This window comes from Pseudomonas orientalis (assembly GCF_002934065.1).
Taxonomy (GTDB): Bacteria; Pseudomonadota; Gammaproteobacteria; order Pseudomonadales; family Pseudomonadaceae; genus Aquipseudomonas; species Aquipseudomonas orientalis_A.
Genome location: NZ_CP018049.1, coordinates 370682 through 388625, shown reverse-complemented (window position 1 = coordinate 388625; position 17944 = coordinate 370682). Strand labels below are relative to the sequence as shown.

Below are 17944 nucleotides of genomic sequence, written 5' to 3'. Positions count from 1 at the left end.
GCCTTGGCGGAGTATCCGCGCCGGCATCACCCAAATTCTAAGGGCTAACTCCACTACCAAGCCCGAAGCCACCCGGAGGACACCATGTCGAAGTCGGTTCAACTCATCAAAGATCATGACGTTAAATGGATTGATCTGCGCTTCACGGACACCAAAGGTACTCAGCACCACGTGACCATGCCGGCTCGCGACGCGCTGGATGATGCTTTCTTCGAAGAAGGCAAGATGTTCGACGGTTCCTCCATCGCCGGCTGGAAAGGCATCGAAGCCTCCGACATGATCCTGATGCCGGACGACAGCACGGCCGTCCTCGACCCGTTCACCGAAGACCCAACCCTGATCATCGTCTGCGACGTGATTGAGCCTTCGACCATGCAAGGCTACGACCGCGATCCACGTGCGATCGCCAAGCGTGCCGAGGAATACCTGAAGTCGACCGGTATCGGCGACACCGTATTCGTAGGCCCGGAGCCTGAATTCTTCATCTTCGATTCGGTCAAGTTCAAGTCCGACATCTCCGGTTCGATGTTCAAGATTTTCTCCGAACAAGGTTCGTGGATGTCCGACCAGGACGTGGAAGGCGGCAACAAAGGCCACCGTCCAGGCATCAAGGGCGGCTACTTCCCGGTCCCGCCATTCGACCACGACCACGAAATCCGTACCTCCATGTGCAACGCCATGGAAGAGATGGGCCTGGTCATCGAAGTTCACCACCACGAAGTGGCGACTGCCGGCCAGAACGAAATCGGTGTGAAGTTCAACACCCTGGTCGCCAAGGCTGACGAAGTCCAGACCCTGAAGTACTGTGTACACAACGTGGCGGATGCCTACGGCCGTACCGCTACCTTCATGCCCAAGCCGCTGTACGGCGATAACGGTTCGGGTATGCACGTTCACCTGTCCATCGCCAAAGAAGGCAAGAACACCTTCGCCGGCGAAGGTTATGCCGGCCTGTCCGACACCGCCCTGTACTTCATCGGCGGCATCATCAAGCACGGTAAGGCCCTGAACGGCTTCACCAACCCGTCGACCAACTCCTACAAGCGTCTGGTCCCAGGTTTCGAAGCGCCGGTAATGCTGGCCTACTCGGCCCGTAACCGTTCCGCCTCGATCCGTATTCCTTACGTGTCCAGCCCGCGCGCTCGCCGTATCGAAGCCCGCTTCCCGGACCCGGCAGCCAACCCGTACCTGGCCTTCGCTGCGCTGGTCATGGCCGGCCTGGACGGTATCCAGAACAAGATCCACCCTGGCGACGCCGCCGACAAAAACTTGTACGACCTGCCGCCTGAAGAGGCCAAAGAGATCCCACAAGTGTGCGGCAGCCTGAAAGAAGCCCTGGAAGAACTGGACAAGGGCCGTGCGTTCCTGACCAAGGGCGGCGTGTTCAGCGACGACTTCATCGATGCCTACATCGAGCTCAAAAGCGAAGAAGAAATCAAGGTTCGCACCTTCGTACACCCACTGGAATACGAGCTGTACTACAGCTGCTGATCCGGTAGCGCTGCTTGACGTAGCGTGATGATAAAGACCTCCTTCGGGAGGTCTTTTTTTGCCTGTGGATTGTCAGATGGCCGCTTGGCGGTCGAGCATACGGCTGACCATCAGCGTCCCCATGGCGCTCAATTGGTGAATGGCCAGTGCGATATCGCGGTGCTTGCCATCCAGGTCTTCGCAAAGGTCCAGCAACAAGGTGCTGACCGAGGAGAAGGTTTCGAAGCTGTTGATCATCAAGGCTTCGTCGTCGATATCGGCGGCAATGGTGAAGACGGATGGGGGTGGATTTGGGGTTGGCTTGAACATGTCTTAACTTCCTCGAATGAGGCCGCCATCGACTCGCTACTAAACGATTGGGTGGCAGCTGGGCGCAGGTTAGTAGACCGGGGAAGTTAAGCAAAAACCGGCGCATCCGAAGATGCCCTGCACACAGCCGCCATAAAGAACGGTGCGGTACACGCTTAACTTGACCCTCAGGCTACTAAACCTGATCGCTGATGAGCAGCGACCGAGCAACCTTAGAGACGACAAGCCAGCCGTACAAGCCGGCGGATTCTGGCTTACCTGTAGGCAACCGCGCAAGCTAAGGTAGCCTGCGCCTGACGCCCTACGCGACCACTGTAGGAGCGAGCTTGCCCGCGAAAAACGCCAGGACACCACATTTCTTCAACATTTACGCGTTATCGTTAACGACCTTCGCGAGCAAGCTCGCTCCTACAGGGGATTTCCTTTGAAACGTCGATTTGTGTTCGCTCTGTTATTTGTCAGCGTCACCGCCAGTGCCGCGCCGCCCACGCTTGAGCCGTTGCTCAACAGCATCGCCGAACGCCTGGAGATCGCCGACCAGGTGGCCTTGAGCAAATGGGACAGCCACAAGCCCGTTGAAGACAAAAAGCGCGAGCAGGAAGTGATCGCCAGCGTCGTCGCCCAAGCCCCGAGCTACAAACTGGACCCCGCCGCCGCCGAGCAGTTTTTCTCAGCGCAGATCGAGGCGAACAAACTGGTGCAATACACCCACCTGTCCGACTGGCAGTTCCAGGGCAAGGCGCCGGACGATCCGCGCCCGGACCTGGTCAAGCAGATTCGCCCACGACTGGATGAACTGCAAAAACGCCTGCTGCAACAACTGGCCGACTTCACCCCGCAGCGTACCGACCCGCAGTGCCCGCAGTGGCTGGCCGCGGCGGTGCATGAACCGTTGAACGATCCGCTGCGCCAACTGGCGATGATCCGCGCCACCGCCGAGCTGTGCATATACAAAGGCTAGCCCCTGTAAACCCAATTAAAAATGTGGGAGGGGGCTTGCCCCCGATGGCGGTGGTTCAGTTGATGTATAGGCTGACTGACACCCTGCTATCGGGGGCAAGCCCCCTCCCACACTTGGCCTGTATGCATTCAGGGCCATCTCTGGCAGCTTCCTGAACAACCTTCACAAAACCGCACTATATTGGTGCGATAGCCTGCACCCTGCGCAGTTGTCCAGCCCATTTTGGTTCGAAACTTCCCGCTTAAGCTGGCAGAACGCCACAGTTTCGTGCCAAAACTCCCTATTTCAGGGCCTTAACGCTTCTTTTCGGAGCCTTGGTTTGGTTTTTGCATTTTCCTTGTATCAGCGTGTGCCTCAAGCCTGCGCCTTGCTCCAAAAGAGGTCCCGATGACCATCAGCGATGCACTGCACCGTTTGTTACTCGACAACCTGACCACCGCGACCATTCTGCTCAATGCCGACTTGCGCCTTGAGTACATGAACCCGGCGGCGGAGATGCTCCTGGCCATCAGCGGCCAGCGCAGCCATGGGCAGTTCATCAGCGAATTGTTCACCGAGTCCGCCGAGGCCCTGAGCTCGTTGCGCCAGGCCGTGGAGCAGGCGCACCCGTTCACCAAGCGCGAAGCAATGCTCACCGCCCTGACCGGGCAGACGCTGACCGTCGACTACGCGGTGACACCAATCCTGAGCAATGGCGCCACCCTGCTGCTGCTCGAAGTGCACCCCCGCGACCGCCTGCTGCGCATCACCAAGGAAGAGGCGCAGCTGTCCAAGCAGGAAACCAGCAAGATGCTGGTGCGTGGCCTGGCCCATGAGATCAAGAACCCCCTGGGCGGCATTCGCGGCGCGGCGCAGTTGCTGGCCCGCGAGTTGCCGGAGGAGCATCTCAAGGACTACACCAACGTCATCATCGAAGAGGCCGACCGCCTGCGTAACCTGGTGGACCGCATGCTCGGCTCCAACAAGCTGCCGTCCCTGGCCATGACCAACGTGCACGAAGTGCTCGAGCGCGTCTGCCAACTGGTCGACGCCGAAAGCCAGGGCTGCATCACCCTGGTGCGCGACTACGACCCAAGCATTCCCGACGTCTTGATCGACCGCGAGCAAATGATCCAGGCAGTACTCAACATCGTGCGCAACGCCATGCAGGCCATCAGCAGCCAGAACGAGTTGCGCCTGGGCCGCATCAGCCTGCGCACCCGCGCGCTGCGCCAGTTCACCATTGGCCATGTACGCCATCGCCTGGTGACCAAGGTCGAGATCATCGACAACGGCCCGGGCATTCCGGCCGAACTGCAGGAAACCATCTTCTTCCCCATGGTCAGCGGCCGCCCGGACGGTACCGGGCTGGGCCTGGCCATTACCCAGAACATCATCAGCCAGCACCAGGGCCTGATCGAATGTGAGAGCCATCCCGGCCACACCACGTTCTCGATCTTCCTGCCATTGGAACAAGGAGCCCCCACGACATGAGCCGTAGTGAAACTGTCTGGATCGTCGATGACGACCGTTCTATCCGCTGGGTCCTGGAGAAAGCCTTGCAACAGGAAGGCATGACCACCCAGAGCTTCGACAGCGCCGACGGTGTGATGAGCCGCCTGGCTCGCCAGCAGCCGGACGTGATCATCTCCGATATCCGCATGCCCGGCGCCAGCGGCCTGGACTTGCTGGCGCGCATTCGCGAGCAGCACCCGCGCCTGCCAGTGATCATCATGACCGCGCACTCGGACCTGGACAGCGCTGTCGCGTCCTACCAGGGCGGCGCCTTTGAGTACCTGCCCAAGCCGTTCGATGTGGACGAGGCGGTGGCGCTGGTCAAGCGCGCCAACCAGCACGCCCAGGAGCAACAGAACCAGGAAGCCCCGCCGGCCCTGACCCGCACCCCGGAAATCATCGGTGAAGCGCCGGCGATGCAGGAAGTGTTTCGCGCCATCGGGCGCTTGAGCCACTCCAACATCACCGTGCTGATCAACGGCGAATCGGGCACCGGTAAAGAGCTGGTGGCCCACGCCCTGCACCGTCACAGCCCTCGGGCAGCCTCGCCGTTCATTGCACTGAACATGGCCGCAATCCCGAAGGACTTGATGGAGTCCGAGCTGTTCGGCCATGAAAAAGGCGCGTTCACCGGCGCGGCCAATCTGCGCCGTGGACGTTTTGAACAGGCCGACGGCGGCACCCTGTTCCTCGATGAAATCGGTGACATGCCGGCCGATACCCAGACCCGCCTGCTGCGGGTGCTGGCCGACGGCGAGTTCTATCGGGTGGGCGGGCACACGCCGGTCAAGGTGGATGTACGCATCATCGCGGCCACCCACCAGAACCTGGAAACCCTGGTGCACGCCGGCAAGTTCCGTGAAGACTTGTTCCACCGCCTCAACGTGATCCGCATCCACATTCCGCGCATGTCGGACCGCCGCGAAGACATCCCCACCCTCGCCCGCCACTTCCTCAGCCGCGCCGCCCTGGAACTGGCCGTGGAGCCGAAGCTGCTCAAAAGCGAGACCGAGGAATACCTGAAGAACCTGCCATGGCCCGGCAACGTACGCCAGCTGGAGAACACCTGCCGCTGGATCACGGTAATGGCGTCCGGGCGCGAAGTGCACATCAGCGACCTGCCACCGGAGCTGTTGAGCCTGCCGCAGGACTCGGCCCCAGTGACCAACTGGGAACAGGCGCTGCGCCAATGGGCCGACCAGGCCCTGGCACGCGGCCAGTCGAACCTGCTCGACAGCGCCGTACCGGCGTTCGAGCGGATCATGATCGAGACCGCGCTCAAGCACACCGCCGGCCGCCGTCGCGATGCCGCCGTGCTGCTGGGTTGGGGCCGCAATACCCTGACGCGCAAGATCAAGGAACTGGGGATGAAGGTGGATGGCGCAGATGACGACGACAGCGACGACGCCTGATCACCGCTCTCTGCTCCACTGAAAATCCAATGTGGGAGGGGGCTTGCCCCCGATTGCAGTGGGTCAGCTACAGATAGGCTGGCTGATACACCGCTATCGGGGGCAAGCCCCCTCCCACATTTGGATCGTCACAAGATTTGAAGGTTGTGCACTGCTTCAATGCACCATGAACCGGCATTGGGCACTGACTTGAGACCTGAAAGATCGCTATCGCTCAAAAATTCTTGAACGCTGAAACCACCAAAGCCCCGGATTTCGGGGCTTTGCGCTTTCTTGCAATCATTTACCGCGCCAATTGCAAACTTTGGCACGCGCCCTGCAATAACCCTGGTACTACCCAGTTTCGGGGACCTTGGTACAGGCAGGCCGAGAATCCCCTCTTTAACACCGAAGCCTCTGGCTTCACCCCGTTTTGGGAGCCCTGGTACAGGCAGGCCGGGAACTCCCTCTTTTATTGCTCTTGGAGATGGATCTCCAGCCGCCAGCGGTCATCCACCTCCTGGCCGTTCCACTCCCCACGCAATGGCCGCGCCGCCACCAGATTGAGCAGCAAACCGCCGTCGGTCTTGCGCACGCGCCAGTTCACGTCCTTGTCATTGACCTTCAGTTGCCCATTGGCAGCCTTGCCCTGTGCGTCGAACAACAGCGCCACGGCGCCGTCGATATGTTCGCCGTGCAGCTTGGGCTCGCGGTTGAACCACACCAGCAGACCGTCCGCCACAGGTTCTATCTGTTGCAGCTCGACCGGCTCCGGGGTGGTCAGGCGACCAATCATCAAGCCCACCATCAGGCCGACAATCGCCAGCGAGCCGAGTACCCTGGGCAATAGCTTCGGCCTTGGATCGTCTTCAGGGGTAGAATGCAGCGCATCTTTGCCTTCGGAGCCGTGCATGTTTCACGTCATCCTTTTTCAACCAGAAATTCCGCCGAATACCGGCAACGTTATCAGGCTGTGCGCCAACAGTGGCTGCCACCTGCATTTGATCGAACCGCTGGGCTTCGACATGGACGATAAACGCCTGCGCCGCGCCGGGCTGGATTACCACGAGTACGCCACTCTCCAGCGCCATGCCGACCTGGCAAGCTGCCTGGAAAGCCTGGGCCAGCCACGCGTGTTCGCGTTCACCACCAAGGGCTCGCGACCGTTTCATGATGCCAGCTTTGCCGAGGGCGACGCGTTTCTGTTTGGCCCGGAGAGCCGCGGCCTGCCGGCCGACGTGCTCGATGCCCTGCCTGATGGCCACCGCCTGCGCTTGCCGATGCGCGAGGGCTGCCGCAGCCTGAACCTGTCCAACACCGTCGCCGTCGCCGTCTACGAAGGCTGGCGCCAACTCGGTTTCAAGTAACACCGCATAGCAAATGTGGGAGGGGGCTTGCCCCCGATTGCGGTGGGTCAGCTACAGATAGGCTGGCTGATACACCGCTATCGGGGGCAAGCCCCCTCCCACATTTTTTTACCGCGTCGACTTATTGAACCGTCGACGAACCTTCCTGTTGCATGCGCTGCAGCTCTTGAGCGTACAGGGCATCGAAGTTCACCGGCGCCAGCATCAACGCCGGGAACGAGCCACGGGTGACCAGGCTGTCCAGGGTCTCACGGGCGTACGGGAACAGGATGTTCGGGCAGAACGCGCCCAGGGTGTGGCTCATGGACGCTTCGTCCAGGCCCTGGATCAGGAAGATACCCGCCTGTTGCACTTCAGCGATGAAGGCCACTTCTTCGCCGTTCTTGACGGTGACCGACAGGGTCAGCACGACTTCGTGGAAGTCACCTTCCAGGGCTTTCTGGCGGGTGTTCAGGTCCAGCGCGACGCCTGGGGTCCATTCCTGGCGGAAGATAGCCGGGCTTTTCGGCGCTTCGAACGACAGGTCACGCACGTAGATGCGCTGCAGCGAAAACTGTGGGCCTTGGTCTTGCGCTGCTTCGGTGTTCGGTTGATCAGTCATCGCAGATCCTTCTTTATCTTGGGGTCTTTTAGGGGTTAGGCGGACAGCAGCGCATCGAGTTTACCGGCGCGCTCCAGAGCCATCAGGTCGTCACAGCCACCGATATGCCTGTCGCCGATCCAGATCTGCGGCACCGACGTGCGGCCAGCCTTCTGGGCCATTTCAGCGCGTACTTGGGGCTTGCCGTCGACCTTGATTTCTTCGAAGGCGACCTTCTTGCTCTGGAGCAACTGCTTGGCTCGAATGCAGTAAGGGCAGTAATCGCTGGAATACACGACAACCTGGCTCATATCACTTCACCAACGGCAGGTTATCGCCACGCCAGCTGCTGATACCACCGGACAGCTTGGCGGCGGTAAAGCCGGACTTGAGCATCTCGCGGGCATGCGTGCCGGAGTGCTGGCCTTGGGCGTCGACCAGGATAATGGTCTTGGCCTTGTATTTCTCCAGTTCGGCCAAGCGCGCGATCAGCTTGTCCTGGGGAATGTTCAGGGCGCCGACGATATGGCCGGCGGCGAAATCCTTGGCCGGGCGAATATCCACGACAACCGCCTCATCCTTGTTGACCAGGGCGGTCAGCTCCGATGTGCTCAGGCTGCGGCCACCACGGCTCAATTCGTGAGCGATCAGCAGCGCCAGCAGGATGACGAAGGCACCCACGAGCAGATAGTGGGCAGTGGCAAATGCAATCAGGTGATCAACCATCAAGGAGGTTCCAGGGCGTTAAAATGGCGGTAAGTATACACAGCCGTCGGGGGCGGCCAACCCCCGTAAAGCGGTGACGCGGTTGGAACTTCGCTTTAAACTGCCACTCACTTTTCCATTGCCTTCCTTTATTACCGCCGCGAGAGGATCTATGACTACCACGCCTAAACCTTTGGTCCTGATAATTCTCGATGGCTTCGGACACAGTGAAAGCCACCACGACAACGCGGTGTACGCCGCCCGCAAGCCTGTGCTGGACCGTCTCACCGCCACCGTGCCCAACGGTTTGATCTCAGGCTCCGGCATGGACGTGGGCCTGCCGGACGGCCAGATGGGCAACTCGGAAGTCGGTCACATGAATCTCGGCGCCGGACGAGTGGTCTATCAGGACTTCACCCGCGTGACCAAAGCGATCCGCGATGGCGAGTTCTTCGAGAACCCGACCATCTGCGCAGCGGTGGACAAAGCCGTCGCCGCCGGCAAGGCCGTGCACTTCATGGGCCTGCTCTCCGATGGCGGCGTACACAGCCATCAGGACCACCTGATCGCCATGGCCGAACTGGCCTTCAAGCGCGGCGCCGACAAGATCTACCTGCACGCCTTCCTTGACGGTCGCGACACCCCGCCCAAAAGCGCGCAGTCGTCCATCGAACTGCTGGACGCCACCTTCGCCGCCCTGGGCAAAGGCCGCATCGCCAGCCTGGTAGGCCGTTACTTTGCCATGGACCGCGACAACCGCTGGGACCGCGTGGCCCAGGCCTACAACCTGATCGTCGATGGCCAGGCCGAATTCAACGCCGCCACCGCCCAGCAAGGCCTGGAAGCCGCCTACGCCCGTGGCGAGAGCGATGAATTCGTCAAGGCCACCACCATCGGCGAGCCGGTGAAAGTCGAAGACGGCGACGCCATGGTGTTCATGAACTTCCGCGCCGACCGTGCCCGTGAGCTGAGCCATGTGTTTGTCGACGACGGTTTCAAGGACTTCGAACGCGCACGCCAGCCGAAAGTCGAGTTCGTCATGCTCACCCAATACGCCGCCAATATCCCGGCCCCGTCGGCTTTTGCGCCGGGCAGCCTGGAAAACGTGCTGGGCGATTACCTGGCGAAAAACGGCAAGACTCAACTGCGCATCGCCGAAACCGAAAAATATGCCCACGTGACCTTCTTCTTTTCCGGCGGACGTGAAGAACCTTTCCCTGGCGAAGAGCGCATCCTGATCCCATCGCCAAAAGTCGCCACCTACGACCTGCAGCCGGAAATGAGCGCACCGGAAGTCACCGACAAGATCGTCGACGCCATCGAGCATCAGCGTTATGACGTCATCGTGGTCAACTACGCCAACGGCGACATGGTCGGCCACAGCGGCAACCTGGAGGCTGCCACTAAGGCCGTGGAATGCCTGGACCTGTGCGTGGGCCGCATCGTCGACGCCCTGGACAAAGTCGGTGGCGAAGCGCTGATCACCGCCGACCACGGCAACTGCGAGCAGATGTCCGACGAGTCAACCGGCCAGGCCCACACAGCCCACACCACCGAGCCGGTGCCGTTCATCTACGTCGGCAAGCGCGATTTCAAAGTGCGTAACGGCGGCGTACTGGCGGATGTGGCGCCGACCATGCTGATGCTGATGGGGCTGGAAAAGCCTAAGGAAATGACCGGGACCTCAATTCTGGTCTGATCTAAACAACACTGTAGATCCAGTGTGGGAGGGGGCTTGCCCCCGATGACGGAGTGTCAGTCAACACTTATGTGACTGGTCCACCGCTATCGGGGGCAAGCCCCCTCCCACATTGGCCCTTCGGTGTTTGGAAGATATCTTTTTGCCATACCACCACCACTCGGCACCTATCTTGCCCGCCCGCTCCAATTGGACGTTTTTTTTGCGGCGCTTGGCGGGCATACTAGAGCGTCCCTTTCCCCTGGTGTCGCCCGCCTCTATGCTTCGCGCCTTGATTACCCTCGCTCTTGTCTGCCTGCTCCAACCGGCATTTGCCGATGAGCGTGCACAAACCCAACAACAGTTGGACGCTACGCGTCAGGACATTACCGAGCTGAAAAAACTGCTCGGCAAGCTCCAGGAAGAAAAGTCCGGGGTGCAGAAAGACCTGCGCGGCACGGAAACCGAAATGGGCAAGCTGGAGAAGCAGGTCCAGGAGCTGCAAAAAGAATTAAAGAAGAGCGAGTCGGAACTGGAGCGACTCGACGCTGAGAAAAAAAAACTCCAGAGCGCACGCGTTGAACAGCAACGCCTGATCGCGATCCAGGCCCGCGCCGCCTACCAGAGCGGCCGCCAGGAATATCTCAAGCTGCTGCTCAACCAGCAGAACCCGGAAAAATTTGCCCGCACCCTCACCTATTACGATTACCTGAGCCAGGCGCGCCTGGCGCAGTTGAAGGGCTTTAACGAAACGCTGCGCCAGTTGGCCAATGTCGAGCAGGAGATCAATGATCAGCAGGCTCAACTGCTCGACCAGAAGACTGCGCTCGACACCCAGCGCAACGAGTTGGACAAGGTCCGCAAGGAACGCCAGCAAGCCCTGGCCAAGCTCAATAATGACGTAAAAGCCCGCGACGCCAAGCTCCAGGCCCGCGAGCAGGACCAGGCCGACCTGGCCAAAGTGCTCAAGACTATCGAAGAAACCCTGGCGCGCCAGGCACGCGAGGCCGAGGAGGCGCGGCAAAAAGCGCTGATCGCCCAGCAGGAAGCCGAAAAAAAGCGCCAGCGTGAGGCCGAACTGGCAGCCACTACCGATGCGCCGGCCCCGCGCAAACCGGCGCACGCAGCGCCTGGCCCACTGGTTTCCAGCAGCGGCGAGTCGTTCGGCGGGCCTTTTGCTTCAGCGCGCGGCAAACTTCCATGGCCAGTTGATGGTCGACTGTTGGCACGCTTCGGCGAAACCCGTGGCGATGACACCCGTGCCAAGTGGGATGGTGTGATGATCAGCGCGTCAGCGGGCAGCCAGGTCCACGCCGTCCACGGCGGGCGCGTGGTGTTTGCCGATTGGCTGCGCGGGGCCGGCCTGCTGGTGATTCTTGACCACGGTAATGGCTATTTGAGCCTTTACGGCCACAATCAGACGTTACTCAAGTCGGCAGGTGATGTGGTAAAAGCCGGTGAATCCATCTCCACTGTCGGTAACAGTGGTGGCCAGGACACCCCGGCGCTGTACTTCGCTATTCGTCAGCAGGGCCGCCCGAGCGACCCTGCACAATGGTGCAGATCCCAAGGATAGGGTCTCATCTACATTAGGAGTTCGTTCGACATGCTGCATTTGTCCCGCCTCACTTCGCTGGCCCTGACGATCGCCCTGGTGATCGGCGCGCCTCTGGCTTTTGCCGACCAGGCTGTCCCCGCCGCGACCGCTGCGACCACCAAGGCGCCGTTGCCGCTGGACGAGCTGCGCACCTTTGCCGAGGTCATGGACCGGATCAAGGCAGCCTATGTCGAACCCGTAGACGACAAGACCCTGCTGGAAAATGCCATCAAGGGCATGCTCAGCAACCTCGACCCGCATTCGGCCTACCTGGGCCCGGAAGACTTCGCTGAACTGCAGGAAAGCACCAGCGGTGAATTCGGTGGCCTGGGCATTGAGGTCGGTTCCGAAGACGGCAACATCAAGGTGGTCTCGCCCATCGACGACACCCCGGCATCCAAGGCCGGCATCCAGGCGGGTGACTTTATCGTCAAGATCAACGGCCAGCCGACCCGCGGCCAGACCATGACCGAAGCCGTCGACAAGATGCGCGGCAAGATCGGCCAGAAAATCACCCTGACCCTGGTGCGCGACGGCGGCAATCCGTTCGACGTGACCCTGACCCGCTCCACCATCGTGGTCAAGAGCGTGAAGAGCCAGCTGCTGGAGTCGGGCTACGGCTACATCCGCATCACCCAGTTCCAGGTCAAGACCGGCGACGAAGTGGCCAAGGCCCTGGCCAAGCTGCGCAAGGACAACGGCAAGAAGCTCAACGGCATCGTGCTCGACCTGCGTAACAACCCGGGCGGCGTGTTGCAGTCGGCGGTGGAAGTGGTCGACCACTTCATCACCAAGGGCCTGATCGTCTACACCAAGGGCCGCATCGCCAATTCCGAGCTGCGCTTCTCGGCCACCGGCAACGATCTGAGCGAGAACGTACCGCTGGCCGTGCTGATCAACGGCGGCAGCGCCTCGGCCTCGGAGATCGTCGCCGGCGCCCTGCAGGACCAGAAGCGCGGTGTGCTGATGGGCACCACGACCTTCGGTAAAGGCTCGGTGCAAACCGTATTGCCGCTCAATAACGAGCGTGCACTGAAGATCACCACGGCGCTGTACTACACGCCCAACGGTCGCTCGATCCAGGCCCAGGGCATTGTGCCGGACATTGAGGTGCGCAAGGCCAAGATCACCAACGAGATCGACAGCGAGTACTACAAAGAGGCGGACCTGCAAGGCCACCTGGGCAATGGCAACGGCGGCGCCGACCAGCCGACCGGCAGCGGCGCCAAAGCCAAACCGATGCCGCAGGACGACGATTACCAGTTGGCCCAGGCGCTGAGCCTGCTCAAGGGCCTGAGCATCACGCGCAGCCGTTGATATGCGTGTTGCGCTGATTATCGCTGTGCTGTGCAGCCTGGCCGGATTCGCGCAAGCGACGCCGGTCGGCGAGCCGCACAAAGCCTATCTCACCCTGATCATCGACGACCTCGGGCAGAACCTGCCCAGGGATCGTCGCGTGCTGGGCCTGCCCGGGCCGGTCACCACCGCGATCATGCCTGACACCCCTCACGCCGCCGAATTCGCCCGCGAGGCCCACAAGGCCGGCAAGATCGTCATCCTGCATATGCCCATGGACCCGGCCACCGGTCCGTTTGCCTGGCACCCCGAGCTGTCGATCGAAGAACTGGCCAAGCGCCTGGACGCCGCCTTCACGGCCGTGCCCTACACCGCCGGCATCAATAACCATATGGGCAGCCGCATGACGGCGCAGCCGCAGGCAATGGCGTGGTTAATGGGCGAGCTGCAGCGGCGCCACAAGTTCTTTGTGGACAGCCGCACCAGCGCACAGACTGTCGCCGCCGCCGAGGCGCAGAAGATTGGACTGGCGCATGTTTCGCGGGATGTGTTCCTGGATGACGAACGCACCGAGGCAGCGATCACCACGCAGCTGCAAACCGCAATCAAGCTGGCGCACAAGCAGGGTTCGGCGGTGATGATCGGGCACCCTTATCCCCAGACCCTGGCGGTGCTGGAGCGCGAATTGCCCAAGCTCAAGGCGCAGGGTGTGGAGTGGATCGATATCAAGTTGATGATCAGCGTGCGCAGTAATCGGGCCATGGCCGGGCACGGCAAAGACGGCATTTACCGCTGAATGAAGGTGGCGAAAATCCAATTCCCAATGTGGGAGGGGGCTTGCCCCCGATGGCGGTGTGTCAGCTTAAAATATATTGGCTGATCTACTGCTATCGGGGGCAAGCCCCCTCCCACATTTTTGATCGCGTTTATTCTTCGGAACGGTCAACTTTAGAGGTAACGCGCCATGATTTCGTCTACTCGACCGCTCTTGCGTAACTCATCCAGCGCAGCCTGGAGCCTGGCAACCACCTCGTCCGGCACATCCTTGTTCAACGCCAGGTAAAGCTGCGCACTGTTGAAACGCAGTACCGTCTTGAGCCCGTTCACCCCCACCTGCCGCGCCAGGTAACGGCCAGCAGGGTCGCCGGTGGCCCACAGGTCGATCTGGCCCTCCATGAGCTTTTGCGCATTGTCCTGGTCACGCAAGGCGACAACCGGCTTGAGCCCCTGCTTGTCCAGGCTCTGGGCAATGGCATCGCCTTTGTAGGCGCCAATCCTGTAGCGGCGCGCCTGCTCCAGGCCTTCTAACTGGATTTTGCTGTCAGCCTTGGCCAACAGCACCCAATCGTCCGGGCCGATGGGGCCGACCCATTTGAACAAGGCTTCACGGTCCGGCAAACGCGCCGTGACGAACACACCATAGCCGGGTTTTTCCAGGGCGAGTTTGTAGATTCGCTCCCAGGGGAAACGCAGGGTGAGGTTGTAGGAAATACCGGCACGCTTGAAGGTCTCGCGCATGATGTCCACGGCGATGCCTTCGATGTTCTCGTCCCTGGCGAAGTTCTTGCCGTTTTTCGCCATGTTGTAAGGCGGGAAATTTTCCGTCAGCAGCACCAGTGAGGTGTCAGACGATTCGTCGGCGTGCACCGTAGCCGCCATGAGCATGGAGGAACTGGCAAGGGCGAGCAGCAGGTGTTTGAACATGAAGGCTACCGGAATCCATGGCAAGCGCAGAGAGTGCCGCGCGCCTGCCATGCTGTCCAGCGGCGTTTAGCGCACGACGATACCGCGTGCGGCCATGTAGGCCTTTGCCTCGGGCACGGTGTATTCGCCGAAGTGGAAAATACTCGCCGCCAGCACCGCGCTGGCATGCCCTTCGATGACGCCATCGGCCAAGTGCTGCAGGTTGCCGACGCCGCCGGAGGCGATGACCGGGATGCCCAGGGCATCGCTGATGGCGCGGGTTACGCCCAGGTCAAAGCCGTTTTTCATGCCGTCCTGGTCCATGCTGGTCAGCAGGATTTCACCGGCGCCGAGGGCTTCCATCTTCATCGCCCACTCCACCGCGTCCAGCCCGGTCGGTTTGCGCCCGCCGTGGGTGAAGATTTCCCAGCGCGGGGTTTCACCGGGGCCGGAAACTTTCTTGGCGTCGATGGCGACCACGATGCATTGCGAGCCGAAGTGCTGCGCGGCTTCGCCGACAAATTCAGGGTTGAACACGGCGGCGGTGTTGATCGAGACCTTGTCCGCGCCGGCATTGAGCAGATTGCGGATGTCTTGCACGGTGCGCACGCCGCCGCCCACGGTCAGCGGGATAAACACCTGGCTGGCCATGCGCTCGACGGTATGCAGCGTGGTGTCGCGGCCGTCGACGCTGGCAGTGATGTCGAGAAAGGTAATTTCGTCGGCACCCTGCTCATCGTAGCGACGGGCGATTTCCACCGGGTCGCCGGCATCACGGATGTTCTCGAACTTGACGCCCTTGACCACGCGACCGTTGTCGACGTCCAGGCAAGGGATGATGCGTTTGGCCAGCGCCATGGTCAGTCCTCAGCCGTTGTAGGCATCGCAGTAAGCCTGAGCTTCGGCGACGTCCAGGGTGCCTTCATAGATTGCGCGGCCGGTGATCGCGCCGATGATGCCGGGGGCCTTGGCGTCCAACAGTGACTTGATGTCACCCAGGTTGTGAATGCCGCCGGAAGCGATCACCGGGATCTTCGTCGCAGCGGCTAGCGCGGCGGTGAACGGTACGTTGCAGCCCTGCATCATGCCGTCTTTGGCGATGTCGGTATAAACGATGGCGGACACGCCGTCGGCTTCGAACTGCTTGGCCAGGTCGATCACCTGCACGGTACTGATCTCGGCCCAGCCGTCGGTGGCGACAAAGCCGTCCTTGGCGTCCAGGCCGACGATCACCTTGCCCGGGAAGGCGCGACAGGCTTCGGCGACGAAGGCCGGGTCTTTCACGGCCTTGGTGCCGATGATCACGTAGCTCACGCCTGCCTTGACGTAGTGCTCGATGGTTTCCAGGGAGCGGATACCGCCACCGATCTGGATCGGCAGGTTCGGGTAGCGCCTGGCAATCGCGGTGACCACCTCGCCATTGACCGGCTGGCCTTCGAACGCGCCGTTCAAGTCCACCAGATGCAGACGACGGCAGCCCCCTTCCACCCATTTGGCGGCCATGCTCACCGGGTCATCGGAGAACACCGTGGAATCTTCCATGCGGCCCTGGCGCAGACGGACACAGGCGCCGTCCTTGAGATCGATAGCGGGGATAATCAGCATCTGGCAAACCTTATTCGATATTCAGCAATGCTTGGGAAATCAGGGTTTCTCAAGCGACCACAAGTCGCTTTCGATGCTTTCGAACCTTTCTTTAAGGAGCGTCTGCGTGTCGAAAATCGCCCTGTTGTAATAGTGCGGTGCCACTTCGGTGGTGAACAGCTCGAGAATCTCGGCGACCTCGAACGAGCCCAGCTTGAGCTCGAAGCGGTCTTCCATGAAACGCTTGATCTTGTCGGTGGCCTCACGCTCCTGCTCGGGCGCAAGGTTCAAGATCGGCGGCTTCGACTTCCTGGCCATTTACCAGCGCCCATCCCACGCGGCGAAGTTCTGCAGCAATTGCAGGCCATGGGTATGGCTCTTCTCCGGGTGAAACTGCACGGCAAAGCGCGAACCGTCGGCCAGCGCGGCGGCGAAGTCGACGCCGTAATGCCCGCCCCCCACCACCTGGCGCGGGTTACCGGCGGCGATGTAATAGCTGTGCACAAAGTAGAAGCGCGCCATGTCCGGAATCTCGTGCCACAGCGGGTGATCCACCGCGCGACGCACTTCGTTCCAGCCCATGTGCGGCACCTTGAGGTGCTCGCCGTCTTCATGCAGGTCTTTGCCGAAGAACTTCACCTGGCCGGGAAACAGACCGATGCAGTCGACACCGCCGTTCTCTTCACTGCTGTCGAGCAAGGCTTGCATGCCCACGCAGATACCGAGGAACGGACGGTCCTGGCTGACTTCGCGCACCAGGCTGTCAAAGCCCAGGCGACGGATCTCGGCCATGCAATCGCGAATCGCGCCAACGCCTGGAAACACCACGCGGTCGGCTTCACGAATCACATTGGCATCGCTGGTGATCAGCACCTTGCCGGCACCCACGTGCTCGAGGGCCTTGGCCACCGAGTGCAGGTTACCCATGCCGTAATCGATAACCGCGACCGTCTGCATTACAGAACGCCCTTGGTCGAAGGCATTTGCCCGGCCATGCGCTCATCCAGCTCCACGGCCATGCGCAGCGCGCGGCCGAAAGCCTTGAACACGGTTTCGATCTGGTGGTGGGTGTTGGTGCCGCGCAGGTTGTCGATGTGCAGGCTGACCAGGGCGTGGTTGACGAAACCCTGGAAGAATTCCTGGAACAGGTCGACGTCAAAGCCACCCACGGTGGCGCGGGTGTAGGGCACGTGCATCTGCAGGCCTGGGCGGCCGGAGAAGTCGATGACGACGCGCGACAGCGCTTCGTCCAGCGGGACATAGGCGTGGCCGTAGCGACGGATGCCTTTTTTGTCGCCGATGGCCTTGGCAAAGGCCTGGCCGAGGGTGATGCCCACGTCTTCCACCGTGTGGTGGTCGTCGATGTGCAGGTCGCCCTTGCTGACAATATCCAGGTCGATCAGCCCATGACGGGCGATCTGGTCCAGCATGTGCTCAAGAAAAGGTACACCGATATCAAATCGGGCCTTTCCGGTGCCATCCAGGTTGATCGAGGCTTTGATCTGGGTTTCCAGAGTGTCGCGCTCGACGGACGCCATACGTTCGACCATCACCAGCTCCGCAAATCATTGGGCGAAAAAGGCAGCCATTATAGGGGCGCGGGCGCTAAACAGAAACATCGAAGGGGATAAGACTGACGAGTTGAAGCGGGGAATGTCGGGGATAGACATGTGCATACATGTGGGACCCAGCCCACCAGAACACTGAACAACCAATGTGGGAGGGGGCTTGCCCCCGATAGCGGTGGATCAGTCAACAATGCATTGACTGATGCGCGGCCATCGGGGGCAAGCCCCCTCCCACAAAGG

At 61.0% G+C, this 17944-nt stretch carries 20 protein-coding genes; 9 read left to right on the top strand and 11 right to left on the bottom strand.

Annotated features, from left to right (window positions below):
• The first annotated feature begins 84 nt into the window (after positions 1–84).
• Complete coding sequence (gene glnA, locus BOP93_RS01665) at positions 85–1491, top strand: glutamate--ammonia ligase (protein WP_024072899.1); 1407 nt, start codon at positions 85–87, stop codon at positions 1489–1491.
• Positions 1492–1563: 72 nt separating this feature from the next.
• Here glnA and BOP93_RS01660 read toward each other — a convergent pair whose 3' ends face one another.
• A complete protein-coding gene (locus BOP93_RS01660; RefSeq protein WP_065893727.1) occupies positions 1564–1800 on the bottom strand; it encodes a DUF6124 family protein in 237 nt (78 codons plus the stop codon).
• Between the two features lie 424 nt (positions 1801–2224).
• Here BOP93_RS01660 and BOP93_RS01655 point away from each other — a divergent pair, with 424 nt between their 5' ends.
• The 3 genes from BOP93_RS01655 to ntrC all read left to right on the top strand — a co-directional run bounded on the left by BOP93_RS01655 (position 2225) and on the right by ntrC (position 5667).
• A complete protein-coding gene (locus BOP93_RS01655) occupies positions 2225–2761 on the top strand; it encodes a chorismate mutase (RefSeq protein WP_104501329.1) in 537 nt (178 codons plus the stop codon).
• A gap of 387 nt (positions 2762–3148) precedes the next feature.
• The gene (glnL, locus tag BOP93_RS01650; RefSeq protein ID WP_057724492.1) at positions 3149–4234 is read left to right on the top strand and encodes a nitrogen regulation protein NR(II); all 1086 of its coding nucleotides are present in this window, start codon (positions 3149–3151) and stop codon (positions 4232–4234) included.
• A complete protein-coding gene (gene ntrC / locus BOP93_RS01645; RefSeq protein ID WP_065885751.1) occupies positions 4231–5667 on the top strand; it encodes a nitrogen regulation protein NR(I) in 1437 nt (478 codons plus the stop codon). Before glnL ends, ntrC begins: the two co-directional genes overlap by 4 nt.
• Before the next feature lie 451 nt (positions 5668–6118).
• Here ntrC and BOP93_RS01635 read toward each other — a convergent pair whose 3' ends face one another.
• Positions 6119–6559 (bottom strand): hypothetical protein, encoded by a 441-nt coding sequence (locus tag BOP93_RS01635; RefSeq protein ID WP_065893729.1) that lies wholly within the window; start codon positions 6557–6559, stop codon positions 6119–6121.
• Here BOP93_RS01635 and BOP93_RS01630 point away from each other — a divergent pair.
• Positions 6558–7013 (top strand): tRNA (cytidine(34)-2'-O)-methyltransferase, encoded by a 456-nt coding sequence (locus tag BOP93_RS01630; RefSeq protein ID WP_065893730.1) that lies wholly within the window; start codon positions 6558–6560, stop codon positions 7011–7013. The two genes, BOP93_RS01635 and BOP93_RS01630, sit on opposite strands and share 2 nt — an antisense overlap.
• A 121-nt stretch (positions 7014–7134) precedes the next feature.
• Here BOP93_RS01630 and secB read toward each other — a convergent pair whose 3' ends face one another.
• From secB to BOP93_RS01615, 3 genes are read right to left on the bottom strand one after another with little or no spacing between them, the layout of a single operon-like run.
• A complete protein-coding gene (gene secB / locus BOP93_RS01625) occupies positions 7135–7614 on the bottom strand; it encodes a protein-export chaperone SecB (protein ID WP_104501328.1) in 480 nt (159 codons plus the stop codon).
• 35 nt (positions 7615–7649) lie between these two features.
• Positions 7650–7904 (bottom strand): glutaredoxin 3, encoded by a 255-nt coding sequence (gene grxC / locus BOP93_RS01620; protein ID WP_104501327.1) that lies wholly within the window; start codon positions 7902–7904, stop codon positions 7650–7652.
• 1 nt (position 7905) lies between these two features.
• Positions 7906–8319, bottom strand: coding sequence for a rhodanese-like domain-containing protein (locus tag BOP93_RS01615; protein ID WP_057025458.1), 414 nt, complete (start codon positions 8317–8319; stop codon positions 7906–7908).
• 151 nt (positions 8320–8470) lie between these two features.
• On the opposite strand from BOP93_RS01615, the gene gpmI reads away from it, so the two are divergent.
• The 4 genes from gpmI (at position 8471) to BOP93_RS01595 (ending at position 13665) form a co-directional block, all read left to right on the top strand.
• Positions 8471–9997, top strand: a complete 1527-nt coding sequence (gene gpmI, locus BOP93_RS01610) for a 2,3-bisphosphoglycerate-independent phosphoglycerate mutase (RefSeq protein WP_065885755.1) — start codon at positions 8471–8473, stop codon at positions 9995–9997.
• 259 nt (positions 9998–10256) lie between these two features.
• Positions 10257–11552, top strand: a complete 1296-nt coding sequence (locus tag BOP93_RS01605) for a murein hydrolase activator EnvC family protein (RefSeq protein ID WP_065885756.1) — start codon at positions 10257–10259, stop codon at positions 11550–11552.
• A gap of 30 nt (positions 11553–11582) precedes the next feature.
• Entirely contained in the window at positions 11583–12890 is a 1308-nt protein-coding gene (locus tag BOP93_RS01600) for a S41 family peptidase (RefSeq protein ID WP_065885757.1), read from the top strand.
• Between the two features lies 1 nt (position 12891).
• Positions 12892–13665, top strand: coding sequence for a divergent polysaccharide deacetylase family protein (locus BOP93_RS01595; RefSeq protein ID WP_104501326.1), 774 nt, complete (start codon positions 12892–12894; stop codon positions 13663–13665).
• Positions 13666–13817: 152 nt separating this feature from the next.
• Here the strand turns inward: BOP93_RS01595 and BOP93_RS01590 are convergent, their stop codons facing one another.
• From BOP93_RS01590 to hisB, 6 genes are all read right to left on the bottom strand, one after another.
• Positions 13818–14573, bottom strand: coding sequence for a substrate-binding periplasmic protein (locus BOP93_RS01590; protein ID WP_104501325.1), 756 nt, complete (start codon positions 14571–14573; stop codon positions 13818–13820).
• Between the two features lie 66 nt (positions 14574–14639).
• Positions 14640–15410, bottom strand: coding sequence for an imidazole glycerol phosphate synthase subunit HisF (hisF, locus tag BOP93_RS01585; RefSeq protein WP_017138643.1), 771 nt, complete (start codon positions 15408–15410; stop codon positions 14640–14642).
• Between the two features lie 9 nt (positions 15411–15419).
• Complete coding sequence (gene hisA / locus BOP93_RS01580) at positions 15420–16157, bottom strand: 1-(5-phosphoribosyl)-5-[(5-phosphoribosylamino)methylideneamino]imidazole-4-carboxamide isomerase (protein ID WP_065885760.1); 738 nt, start codon at positions 16155–16157, stop codon at positions 15420–15422.
• Between the two features lie 39 nt (positions 16158–16196).
• Positions 16197–16454, bottom strand: a complete 258-nt coding sequence (locus BOP93_RS01575) for a DUF2164 domain-containing protein (RefSeq protein ID WP_104501324.1) — start codon at positions 16452–16454, stop codon at positions 16197–16199.
• Positions 16455–17093: an imidazole glycerol phosphate synthase subunit HisH gene (gene hisH, locus BOP93_RS01570; protein ID WP_057724503.1), complete on the bottom strand. Its 639-nt coding sequence runs from the start codon at positions 17091–17093 to the stop codon at positions 16455–16457.
• Positions 17093–17686, bottom strand: coding sequence for an imidazoleglycerol-phosphate dehydratase HisB (hisB, locus tag BOP93_RS01565; protein WP_065885762.1), 594 nt, complete (start codon positions 17684–17686; stop codon positions 17093–17095). Before hisB ends, hisH begins: the two co-directional genes overlap by 1 nt.
• Positions 17687–17944 lie beyond the last annotated feature (258 nt).